12 protein-coding genes and 1 pseudogene are annotated in these 10,523 nt (G+C 67.7%); 9 read left to right on the top strand and 4 right to left on the bottom strand.

Features of this window, described 5'->3' with window-relative positions; genetic code table 11:
• Nucleotides 1-121: 121 nt before the first annotated feature.
• The gene (locus ACHFFZ_RS10075; RefSeq protein WP_394276491.1) at nucleotides 122-892 is read left to right on the top strand and encodes an alpha/beta fold hydrolase; all 771 of its coding nucleotides are present in this window, start codon (nucleotides 122-124) and stop codon (nucleotides 890-892) included.
• 457 nt (nucleotides 893-1,349) lie between these two features.
• On the top strand, nucleotides 1,350-1,583 hold the full coding sequence (locus ACHFFZ_RS10070; protein ID WP_394276490.1) for a hypothetical protein: 234 nt from the start codon (nucleotides 1,350-1,352) through the stop codon (nucleotides 1,581-1,583).
• 106 nt (nucleotides 1,584-1,689) lie between these two features.
• On the opposite strand, the gene ACHFFZ_RS10065 is transcribed toward ACHFFZ_RS10070, so the two are convergent.
• Both ACHFFZ_RS10065 and ACHFFZ_RS10060 read right to left on the bottom strand, forming a co-directional pair.
• Entirely contained in the window at nucleotides 1,690-2,361 is a 672-nt protein-coding gene (locus tag ACHFFZ_RS10065) for a recombinase family protein (RefSeq protein ID WP_394276489.1), read from the bottom strand.
• A 278-nt stretch (nucleotides 2,362-2,639) separates the two neighbouring features.
• Nucleotides 2,640-3,005 carry a PAS domain-containing protein gene (locus ACHFFZ_RS10060; RefSeq protein WP_394276493.1) on the bottom strand — a complete coding sequence of 122 codons (366 nt, stop codon included), beginning with the start codon at nucleotides 3,003-3,005 and terminating at the stop codon, nucleotides 2,640-2,642.
• A gap of 204 nt (nucleotides 3,006-3,209) precedes the next feature.
• Between ACHFFZ_RS10060 and ACHFFZ_RS10055 the strand changes: the two are divergent.
• The 6 genes and pseudogenes from ACHFFZ_RS10055 to treS form a co-directional block, all read left to right on the top strand.
• Nucleotides 3,210-3,626: pseudogene (locus ACHFFZ_RS10055) on the top strand (ATP-binding cassette domain-containing protein); the annotation flags it as partial.
• 254 nt (nucleotides 3,627-3,880) lie between these two features.
• Entirely contained in the window at nucleotides 3,881-4,231 is a 351-nt protein-coding gene (locus ACHFFZ_RS10050; protein WP_394276494.1) for a hypothetical protein, read from the top strand.
• Nucleotides 4,231-4,728 carry a hypothetical protein gene (locus ACHFFZ_RS10045; RefSeq protein WP_394276488.1) on the top strand — a complete coding sequence of 166 codons (498 nt, stop codon included), beginning with the start codon at nucleotides 4,231-4,233 and terminating at the stop codon, nucleotides 4,726-4,728. Before ACHFFZ_RS10050 ends, ACHFFZ_RS10045 begins: the two co-directional genes overlap by 1 nt.
• 350 nt (nucleotides 4,729-5,078) lie before the next feature.
• Nucleotides 5,079-5,423 carry a roadblock/LC7 domain-containing protein gene (locus ACHFFZ_RS10040; protein ID WP_394276487.1) on the top strand — a complete coding sequence of 115 codons (345 nt, stop codon included), beginning with the start codon at nucleotides 5,079-5,081 and terminating at the stop codon, nucleotides 5,421-5,423.
• Nucleotides 5,424-5,555: 132 nt separating this feature from the next.
• Entirely contained in the window at nucleotides 5,556-6,365 is an 810-nt protein-coding gene (locus tag ACHFFZ_RS10035; RefSeq protein ID WP_394276486.1) for a hypothetical protein, read from the top strand.
• Between the two features lie 70 nt (nucleotides 6,366-6,435).
• A complete protein-coding gene (gene treS / locus ACHFFZ_RS10030) occupies nucleotides 6,436-8,703 on the top strand; it encodes a maltose alpha-D-glucosyltransferase (protein ID WP_394276485.1) in 2,268 nt (755 codons plus the stop codon).
• 70 nt (nucleotides 8,704-8,773) lie between these two features.
• Here treS and ACHFFZ_RS10025 read toward each other — a convergent pair whose 3' ends face one another.
• Together ACHFFZ_RS10025 and ACHFFZ_RS10020 are read right to left on the bottom strand one after the other, a co-directional pair.
• Nucleotides 8,774-9,193 (bottom strand): hypothetical protein, encoded by a 420-nt coding sequence (locus tag ACHFFZ_RS10025; RefSeq protein WP_394276484.1) that lies wholly within the window; start codon nucleotides 9,191-9,193, stop codon nucleotides 8,774-8,776.
• The gene (locus ACHFFZ_RS10020) at nucleotides 9,193-9,720 is read right to left on the bottom strand and encodes a MarR family winged helix-turn-helix transcriptional regulator (RefSeq protein WP_394276483.1); all 528 of its coding nucleotides are present in this window, start codon (nucleotides 9,718-9,720) and stop codon (nucleotides 9,193-9,195) included. The genes ACHFFZ_RS10025 and ACHFFZ_RS10020 overlap by 1 nt, the downstream gene beginning before the upstream one ends.
• An 80-nt stretch (nucleotides 9,721-9,800) precedes the next feature.
• On the opposite strand from ACHFFZ_RS10020, the gene ACHFFZ_RS10015 reads away from it, so the two are divergent.
• Nucleotides 9,801-10,523 (top strand): DUF445 family protein (locus tag ACHFFZ_RS10015; RefSeq protein WP_394276492.1); only part of this gene is annotated, 723 nt, incomplete at its 3' end.

Raw genomic sequence — 10,523 nt, 5'->3', positions numbered from 1 at the left:
GGGGGAGAGAGCAGTGAGAAGGGTCGATGGCCTCCGCTGGTGGCAGGCGCGCGAGCTTGCGTCCCACCGGGGGCGACTGGTGTGGGACCTCCTCCGGTCGGTCCTGCGTGGCGAGCGTCCGGTGAGCGACAAGCCCGCCGTGGATGCCGTCGAGCGGGAGTTCTGGGACCGGGGACGGCAGTTCCGCGTCTGGGACCTCCCTGCCCGTGCCGGGGATCCTGCACCGATCTTCGTCCTGCTGCACGGGTTGGGCACTGCATCGCGGCTCTACCACCACACCGTGCACCATCTGCGTCCCCACGGACGGATCCTGGTGGTCGACATGCCGGGCTCCGGTGACCTGGCGCGGCCGCAGGGGCCCATGGGCATCGCGGACTTCGCGGAGTCGATCGGACGCGTCCTGGCCCGGATGGGAATCGAAGCCCCCGTTCTGGTCGGCCACTCGATGGGCACCCAGGTTGCGGTGGAGCTCGCCCGCCAGCACCAGCACCTTCGCGGTCTCATGGTCCTGGTGGCGCCCGTCGCCCATCCGCCACGACGCACCATTCCACGCCTCCTGCTGGCCTTCGTCCTGGGATCGCTGAGAGAACGGCCCGGCGCGGCGCCGGTCTCGATCCGCGGATACCTGCAGATGGGCCTGGGCTGGCCGTGGGAGGTGCTGCCGTCGCTCGTCCATCATCCGCTGGAAGACCGGATCCAGGGCCTGGGAGGGCGTCTGGAGATCGTCAGGGGCGAGCACGACCTCCTGTCGACCAGCCAGTGGGCCAATGAGCTCCTGACGCGCAGTGGCGCCCAAGGCTCCGTGACGCTGGTCAAGGGTGCGTCCCATCAGATCCTGGTCGACGACGCCGACCAGGTGGCCGCGACCGCCGCAGAGGTGGCGGGCCGATGAATCGCTGGCAGCGGGTGGCCGTGGTCATTCGCGACTGGAGCCATGCTGCGTGGCGGACGCCGCTGGCCGTACGTGGATCGCACACCGCTGGATGCCTTCCGACAGGGCCATCTGGCGCCAGTGGTGCTGCTGCCTGGGATCTGGGAGCCGTGGCGCTTCCTGGTGCCGCTGGCGCGCGCCCTGAACGAGATGGGGCACCCGGTCCACCCTGTGCCTGGCCTTGGCTGGAATGGACGATCCCTCAAGGAGTCGGCCGCCATCGTCTCCGACGCCCTTGCAGGCCAGGTGCCTTCGCCAGCCGTTCTCGTGGCCCATTCGAAGGGGGGCCTGATCGGCAAGCGGGTGATGTTGGACGAGGTGAGGCCGGGGGAGAGGGCCGTTGGCCTGGTCGCCGTGGGATCACCCTTCGGGGGGGTCCTCACTGTCCTGGCGCATCCTCGCCAGGACGCCCCTGGGCATGTTTGCGCCCGCCGGACTGGTGATCCAGGCCTTGGCGGCCGAGCTGGTCCTGAACTCCAGGATCGTGTCGATCGGTTCGGCCTGGGACGAGATGGTGCCCAACGGCACGCACCTGGACGGTGCGACCAATGTCACGGTCGCGGGCGCCGGACACTTCCTGCCGCTCGCCGAGCCGCACGTCGTGCAGCTCGTGCACGAGCACGTGCAGGCCTTGTGGGAGTCGCGTCACTGACCGCCGTGAGAGGGCATTGGGTGCTCGATGGCCTGGCCTCTTGAGAGGCGGTCAATGACCGATAAGCTACATTATGACAAAATACCCTTTGAATCGCTCCTCCCCGTCATGGTGCCGGGCTGTACATCTTCACCACTGCGGACACCGTCGACGCGTACCATTTGGCACCTCCCTGCGCCGTGGGCACGCCCTCGGTGTTCAGCTGCTCGGCGATGGCCCGCAATGACTTCTTCCGTGCCCTCTGTTCAAGGATCCTGGCCACGATGTCGTCGTCGATGCCTCGAGGTCTGCCAAGGCTGGCCCCCGAGGCCTTCCGGTGGGCCAAGGCCTCCTTGGTGCGGACGCTCACCAAGTCCCGCTCGTACTGTGCGGCGCAGGCAAGGATGTTCGTGGTGAAGCGCCCAGCGGCATCGGTGGTGTCGATTCCCGGTGAGAGCATCACGACATCCCAGCCCTTGTCCTGGGCCCTGCCCAGGATCTCGCCGAGCCCTGCGACTGAGCGCGTGAGTCGATCCAAGCGCACGACCATGAGGACATCGGCCTCACCGGAATCAAGCTGGGCCATGGCCTGACGAAGCCCTGGACGTTCCATGGTCGAGCCGGAACTCCCCTTGTCGGCAGTGATCTCGAGGCTCCATCCACGACGTCTGGCCTCCTCTTCGAGGGTGGCCTGCTGGGCCTCCAGGCTGATGCCATTGACGGCTTGGTCCGCGGTGCTGACGCGGACATATCCCACTGCCTGACGGGGGGTTCCGGGGGTACTCTTCGGGGTGCTCACTCCCCCAATGTACAACAAATGGTCCTCTGATGTACAGCAATGTTGGCGTACGCCGTGTGGTCCACAGCAGCACCCCGCCTCACGCAGTGGGCCATTTCGCGTTCGTGGTGTCGGTTCCACGCCTTGCATGCTTCGCAGGCCCTGGAGAACTCCTGCCAGATAGGCCCGCTCACTGGGTGAGGCATCGAGCTCCCCCTCGTCGACCAGGCCGATCACCTGTTCCAGAAAGCGGCAGACCGTCGCCTCTCCCCCGTCCCCCGGCGCCGGGAGCTCCACTGTCATTCCCGGACCCACTCACGGGCCACGGCCACAGAACCCAGAGAGCTGCCGTCTTCCCCCGTGACCACTGCGAAGGTCATCACGACATAGACCGAGGAGCCATCGGCGTGGATCGCCTTGGTCCGGCGTGGTGCACCGTCAGTGGACACATGGCCTTGTGCCATCGCCTTCTCGAAGCCCTTGTCGTGTGCCTGGCGGAGGCGCTCGGGGATCATGAAGTCGAGTTGCTGCCCCATGACGTCCTCCGCCCGGTGGCCGAAGAGCTTCTCGCAGGCGGCATTCCAGACAGTGACCCGGCCATCTGTGTCGATCGCGATCACGCCATCACCAGCACACTGCAGGACACGCTCGGTCACATGGCTCATGAAGGCCAATGTACTGCCAGGGGTGGGTCCTGGGTGGTTCCGGCCTGTCGATCTGCTGTCTGGGGTGCCGGTGCAGAGCAGACACCCCGCCGGTGCTCGTACAGTGACTCGTTGTTCGCAGGTCGATTCGGGGGTGTCGCGGTGTGGCTGGAGCCACGCCCTGGGTCCTCGACATGACCCAGGTGTGATGGGGGAATCACCTCGATGGAAACTTTGCTCTCGCTCCGGAATGTGACCAAGCGCCACGGCGGGCGTCCCGTGCTTCGCGGTGTCAGCTTCGACCTCAGCAAGGGCGAGGTGCTGGGCCTGATCGGTGAGAACGTCGTCGGCAAGAGCACCCTGATGGGCCTGCTGGCCGGCGACTACCCGCCAGATTCCGGCCAGATCCTTCTCGACGAGTTGCAGTACCAGGTGCACAACCAGTCCGAGGCCATGGCTCGCGGCGTCGGCATGATCCGTCAGGACCTGGCAGTCAACCCCCGCCTCACCGTCGCCCAGGCGCTCTACCGCACCGGCCTTCCCCACGAAGAGATCCGGGAGCAGGCAGCTCAGGAACTCGCCGACCACGGCTATGGCCTCAGCGTCGATGGCCGACTCGGGAGCCTGTCGGGGCTCGAGCGCGTCATGGTCGAGATGGCCCGCATGGGCGTCGGTGGCGCACGCGTCATCCTGATGGACGAGGTCGGTGCCCTGTTCAACCGCCGTGAGATCGACGACCTGCATGACGTGCTGTGCGGACTCAACGAACGCGGCGTCAGCGCGGTCTGCATCACCCACCGCCTGTCCGAGATGAAACGCGTCGCCGACCGCGTGGCAGTGCTCAAAGAGGGCCGCATCTTCAGCATCGTCGACGCCGGGAAGCCAGCGTCGAAGAGATGGCCGCCCTGCTGCTCACCCGCGAACAGATCCAGCTGGCCGACCGCAGCGGACATGCCCGTGAGGAACTGGCCCTGCAGGTCAAGGGATTCAACAGCTCCGCCCTCGAGGACATTGACCTCGAGCTGTACCGCGGAGAGGTCCTGGGACTCACCGGCCCCGCCCGCCGCGGCGGCATGCACCAGCTCGCGGAGGCCCTCACCGGCCAGGACCAGGAAGTCACTGTCGAGATGACCGTCGGTGAGGCAGCCGTGGACCCCACCAGCGGCGTGACCGGGCTCGGCGTGGCCTATTCGCCACCGAGGGCAGACTGCGCGCCGAGGACGACGAGAGCATCGCCCGCACACTGATGCCCAAGGGCCAGGACGGCGAGGATGCCTCCGAGATGGCGGCCATGCGCGAGATCGTCGGCATCATCAAGCAGATGAACATCCGCACCACCAGCGCCCACAAACCGCTGCGCAACCTCTCCGGAGGCGACCGGCAGAAGGTGGCCCTGACGCGCTGGATCAATGACGGTCCGGATGTGCTGATCCTCAACCACCCGACCCGCGGTCTGGACGTGCGGTCCCGGCAGGACCTCTACCAGATGATCTACAACCACACAGAACAGGGAGGTTCGGCCATCCTGATCTCCTCGGACCCCACCGAACTGCGTGGCTGGTGCGACAGGATCGTCATCATGCGCAATGGCATGGTGTGCCAGGTGGTGCGCCCCGACGAGATCACCGACGACGAACTCGACGATGCGATGGTCGCTTCTCCGGCGCGCGGTGTCGTCGTCGATGACGACCGGTCCGCCGACGGATTCGATGGCTTCCGGGCCAGCCGCTTCCTTGTGGGGTGACTGAAAGAAGCCCCAGCAAAGTCTCGCGAGGTCGACAGCGGTCAGCCGTCCTCCCCAGAGTGAAAGGCGTCGTCGGGGGACGACGGATGGTTCCAGCAGCCATCGTCGTTGACTGGGGTTGAGGCAATCGTGGGGATCTTCGAGTGGTTCAGTGGCCGTGAGGCCCCTGCCCCGTCGCAGGACGAGTCCCACGACCACGGACCAACGGACGCGGACTCCATCGAGCCCAGGGCCGTCACACCGGACTCCCCCGTCAACGCCCCTCAACTGGGCCCGAACACGGCGACCCCACCGGGTCCCCCACACCAGATGCGCCGCACCTCGGCGCTCCTTTGGAAAGGAACTCGTCCATGAGCCCTCTGCAGCAGTCGATCCAGGATCTCCTGAGCATCAAGGGCGCCACCGGCGCTGCCATCGTCGACCTCAGCTCCGGCATGGCCCTGGCCACGGGTGGAAACCCCGGCTTCAACCTCGACGGCGCCGCTGCCGGCAACGCCAGCGTCATCCAGACCAAGCTGCGCACCATGGCCGACATGGGCCTGTCGGACGAGATCGAGGACATCCTGATCACCTTGGGTGGCCAGTACCACCTGGTGAACGTCATGAACGAGGACACCAAGGGCCTGTTCGTGTACGCAACCAGGCGAACCTGGCCCTGGCCCGCCACAAGCTTCGCAATGTCGCCCGCAGCCTGACGATCTGATCGTCGCAGGACACCGGTGACGGGGTCGCCTCCCTTGGGGGCGACCCCGTTGTCACGTCCGAGGTGGGAGGCTGCGGTTCATGCCAGGGGTGGCCGCCCTTGGCCCATCTGTGACAATGGGTGCGTGAGCGGATACTTCTCGATGGGCAATGACCTGCGCGACCACTGGTTCAAGATCGGTCGCACCGAGGTCGGCTCGACCCTGCTGGTCGTGGGACTGGTCATCCTGTCCTGGTTCGTCTCGGTCGGCGCCCCCGCCGCCCCCACGCTGCTGGCCTACAGCCCCCAGGACCTGCTTGGTGGCGCCTTCTGGAAGGTTCTCACCTGGCCGCTGGCCAATCCCATCAGCCTGTGGGGTGCGCTGAACCTCTTCTTCTTCTGGGTCTTCGGCACTGAACTGGAGAGCCAGCTCGGCAAGGTGCGCATGGCGCAGCTGCTCGTCGGCATCTGGGCAGCGTTGACCCTGTCGTCCACCGTCGTCGGTCTTGCGCTGGGCGGCACGCTGCTGGCCGGCATCGGGCTGGTTCAGTTCGTCGTGCTGCTGTTGTGGATCGCCGAGAACCCCAACCGGCCTTTCTTCTTCAACATCCCCGCCTGGATCATCGGCGCCGTCCTGGTCGGGATCCAGGCCCTGGCGATGCTCGCGGGACGCGCCATCGGCTCCCTGTTGAGCATGGCGCTGGCCTTCATGCTGGTGGCCGTCCTGGCCCGTTGGCTGGGTCTCCTGGGCCACGTCGAGCAGATCCCCGGCCGTCGCAAGACACACCCCTCGCGTCCCACGCGGGAACAGCGACAGGCACGAAAGCAGCACCAGCAGCGTGAGCAGGACTCCGCACGCCTCGACCAGCTGTTGGACCAGATCAGCGAGAAGGGCATGGACTCCCTGACCCCTGCCCAGCGACGCGAGCTGATGAAGCTGCGCAATCGCCGCTGAGTCGGGTCCCACGCTGAGAGCCTGGCCGGTCAGGATCGCGCTGGGGTGCTGGCCCCACTAGATTGGAGCGGTGAGCACCAAGCACCCCAAGACCGAGCCCAAGCAGCCCGCCACCGCCGCTGAGGCGCATGACGAGACCACGCCCGAGGGCATCCCGCTGGAGGACATCCTCCCGGAGACGAGCTTCGAGCAGCAGCGCTTCGCGGCCCGTCCGGCGATCGTGCGCCCACGTGCCACTCGGCACCGCCAGGGACGCGGTGCCAGCCCCCTGACGCCGCCCTTCGAGGCCGACGGTCGCAACAAGGCCTATGTCGAGTGGCTGGAGAGCCAGTCGATGCTCAGCGACGCCACCACCGTGGCCCGTCAGCTCGCCGGCAACCACCAGATGTGGGCCAACCCCTTCGCAGCCCCGGACCCGCGGGCCGCCGTGTCCACCGCGTCGGTGTGGTTCACCGCCTACCCGCTGAGCATGATCACCGAAGAGGGCCAGTCCTTCCTCGGCGCCCTGGGCTCCGAGGAGCTGTGGGAGACCTTCGAACAGATCGGCATCGACGCCATCCACACCGGCCCGGTGAAGCTCGCCGGCGGCCTGACCGGGTGGAAGCCCACCCCCAGCATCGACGGACACTTCGACCGCATCAGCATGGCGATCGACCCCGTCTTCGGCACCGAGGCCGAGTTCCGCACCATGTGCGAGAACGCCGCGCGCCACCGCGGCACCATCATCGACGACATCATCCCGGGGCACACCGGCAAGGGCGCGGACTTCCGCCTGGCGGAGCTGAACTACCGCGACTACCCCGGCATCTACCACATGATCGACATCCCCGAGGATGCCTGGCACCTGCTGCCGGAGGTCCCCAAGGGGCAGGATGCCGCCAACCTCGATGCCGCCAGCGAGCGGGCCCTGGCCGAGGCCGGCTACATCATCGGCGAGCTGCAGCGCGTCATCTTCTACGAGCCGGGCGTCAAGGAGACCAACTGGTCGGTCACCCCCGAGATCCACGACTGCGAGGGCGTCAAGCGACGCTGGGTCTACCTGCACTACTTCAAGGAGGGCCAGCCGTCGATCAACTGGCTCGACGCCACCTTCGCCGGCATGCGACTGGTGATGGGCGACGCACTTCACTCGCTGCTGGACCTCGGCTCGGGCGGCCTGCGCCTGGACGCCAATGGCTTCCTGGGCGTCGAGAAGTCCGTCGACGCCACCCCCGCCTGGTCCGAGGGCCATCCCCTGTCCCAGGCCGCCAACCAGCTGATCGGCTCGATGGTGCGCAAGGTGGGCAGCTTCACCTTCCAGGAGCTCAACCTGGGCATGGACGACATCAGGAACACCTCCGCCGTCGGCCCGGACCTGAGCTACGACTTCGTCACCCGGCCCGCCTACCAGTACGCGATGGCCACCGCCGACACCGAATTCCTGCGCCTGACCCTGCGCGAGGCTGCCGGCATCGGCATCGACCAGGCCTCGCTGGTGCATGCGCTGCAGAACCACGACGAGCTCACCTACGAGCTGGTGCACTTCGCGAACAACCACAAGGACGACGTCTACCACCTCGACGGCCGGGACTGGACCGGCGCCGAGATGAGCGAGCACATCCGCCAGACCATGCGCGACCGCCTCACCGGCGAGGCCGGACCTTACAACTTCGTCTTCACCCAGAACGGCATCGCCTGCACCACCGCCTCCATCGTCGCCGCCACACTGGGGATCACCGACCTCGACGAGATCGGCGAGGCCGAGACCCGGCGCATCACCCAGGCGCACCTGCTGTTGAGCATGTACAACGCCTGGCAGCCCGGTGTCTTCGCCCTGTCCGGCTGGGACCTGGTGGGTGCGCTGCCGGTCGACCGCGGTACCGTCTCCAAGCTCATCGAGAGTGGTGACACCCGCTGGATCGAGCGCGGCGCCTATGACCTGCTGGGGGCCAACCCCGAGGCGACCACCTCCGACTCGGGCATGCCCCGCGCACGGGCCCTGTACGGCTCGCTGCCCGAGCAGCTCGAGAACCCGAACTCCTTCGTCTCGCGCCTGGCGCAGGTGCTCAAGGTCCGCAAGCGCAATGGGATCGCCTCCGCCGAGCTGGTCGACACCCCGGACGTGGCACACCCTGCACTGCTGGTGCTCGTCAACCGTCTGGAGATCGGAGCGATCCAGGTGACCGCGCTGAACTTCGGGGCCGAAAAGCTCACCGCCCGGGTCCAGTCCGACCACATCCCGCAGGGACGCGTCTTCGACCTGACGACCCGCCGCAAGGTGGACAATGTCGACGCCCTGGGAGGGTTCACCGTCTCGCTGCCCCCCTTCGGCGGCATGGCGATGATCGTGCGCGACTGAGCGCACCCGTGCAGCAGGGCCCCAGCCGATCCCGGACGGGGCCCTGCTGCACTGCGCTGGCGGGATCGGCCTAGGTGGCACCCATGCCGGTCAGCAGCATGACCGCGAGCACGGGGCAGCCGGCAGCCAGCGCGATGGCCCACACGCCACTGGCGAAGGAATCGGGGCGCCGCGCCAGACGGACGCCACCCACCAGCCCGACGAGCATGAGGAGGCCGGCCGGGACGAAGAGCCAAGCTCCTGCCTGCATCAGCCCCACGGCCTGGTCGGCCTCTGGCCCGGGAGGCACGCGGTCCAGTGCCGGCGTCGGGCCTGGGAGCCGGGCGAGGCGAAGGAAGCCATTGAACAGGACGCCGGAGGCCAGCGCCGTGGTCGCCAGTGCGAGGGCGGAGACGACCACCGCCCAGCGACCTCCCCTGCCGGAGCCGTCGTCGGCGCGGACGGCTCCCCCGGTAGTCCCGGGGCGCTCGTCGATCTCACTGGTCAGCACTACTCGTTCTCCTCCATGCCGGGCTCGCCCGGCTCGTCGTGGTGCCAGGTGGGCCCCGGCACGTACCCCAGGTTGCGGGCCACCACCGACAGGGCATCGGCGAGGTTGACGGTGGTGGCAGGGTCCATCCCGCCGAAGAGCAGTTCCTTGACCAGGTCGAGGTGCTTGGGTGCGGCCTGCTCGAGCTGTCTCATGCCCTCGCCGGTCGCCACCACCAGGGCGCCGCGACCGTCGCCGGGAACGCGCTGGCGAAGGACCATCCCGCGCCGCTCCATCCGCACCACGTGGTGCGAGGTGCGGCTGCGTTCCCAGCCCAGGGCCCGCGACAGCGCCCCCATGCGCAGCCGGTGATCGGGACTCTCGCGCAGGTACACCAGCACGTCGAAGTCCTGGAAGGACATGCCGCTGTCGGACTGCAACTGGCTGTTCAGGGCGCTGAAGAGCTGGGAGTTGACCGAGAGCAGGAGTCGCCAGGCCCTTTGCTGGTCACTGTCGAGTGACTGGCGGTCGAACGGCATGGCAGACATGCGCCGAATGCTACCTGCTGGCGGCCCTCGTCGAGGACTGACCGGTTGGGCCGATGCGCCAGACTGGTGCCGTGAGCCTGATGACCGATTCCCCCGGTGACGCCCAACGGCGCGCCGACCTGCGCCGGATGCGCGCCCTCGCCACCGGCCTGCTCGTCCTCGCGGCCGTGCTCTACCTGCTGACGCTGCGCGACGTGCGCCAAGGATGGCTCGGGTGGGTCAATGCCGGCAGCGAGGCGGCGATGGTCGGCGCACTGGCCGACTGGTTCGCCGTGACCGCCATCTTCCGCCACCCGCTGGGCCTGCCCATCCCCCACACGGCGCTGGTGAAGCGGCGCAAGAACGAACTGGGGCGCAGCCTGCAGGAATTCGTCACCAACAACTTCTTGACCGTGCAGATCATCCAGGACAAGATCGCCGAGGCCGGCCTTCCCGGACGTGCCGCAAGGTGGTTGCAGTCGGCCGAGAACCGCCGGCGGCTGGGTGCACAGCTCGTGCGCGGAGCCCGGCTCCTGCTGGCCAAGGTCAAGGACGACGACGTCGCCGCCATGGTGGACCAGTCGGTGCTTCCCCGGCTGCGCGAGCACCAGGTCAGCCCCGTAGCAGGCAGCCTGCTGGCCGATGTTGTCGCCGACGGATCGCACCAGCACCTGGTCGACGTGCTGGCCCGCGAGCTCAACCAGTGGCTGCGCCGCAATCCAGACGCGGCCCGCCATGTCATCGGTGAGCGCGCACCGAGCTGGAGCCCGCGGTGGATCGACAAGCAGGTCTCGGGCTTCGGCTACCAACAGGCGCTGGACTGG

Source organism: Luteococcus sp. (assembly GCF_043424415.1).
Classification (GTDB): Bacteria; Actinomycetota; Actinomycetes; order Propionibacteriales; family Propionibacteriaceae; genus Luteococcus.
Note: the sequence above shows the minus strand (reverse complement) of the source record. Positions and strands in the feature narration are given on the sequence as shown.

Bases quoted from the DNA above. Each gene is read 5' to 3' on its own strand.
- ACHFFZ_RS10070 (WP_394276490.1), top strand. From the start codon at position 1,350: ATGTTTGCGCCCGCCGGACTGGTGATCCAGGCCTTGGCGGCCGAGCTG.
- ACHFFZ_RS10060 (WP_394276493.1), bottom strand. From the start codon at position 3,005: ATGAGCCATGTGACCGAGCGTGTCCTGCAGTGTGCTGGTGATGGCGTG.
- ACHFFZ_RS10050 (WP_394276494.1), top strand. From the start codon at position 3,881: ATGGCCGCCCTGCTGCTCACCCGCGAACAGATCCAGCTGGCCGACCGC.
- ACHFFZ_RS10045 (WP_394276488.1), top strand. From the start codon at position 4,231: ATGCCCAAGGGCCAGGACGGCGAGGATGCCTCCGAGATGGCGGCCATG.
- ACHFFZ_RS10040 (WP_394276487.1), top strand. From the start codon at position 5,079: ATGAGCCCTCTGCAGCAGTCGATCCAGGATCTCCTGAGCATCAAGGGC.
- ACHFFZ_RS10020 (WP_394276483.1), bottom strand. From the start codon at position 9,720: ATGTCTGCCATGCCGTTCGACCGCCAGTCACTCGACAGTGACCAGCAA.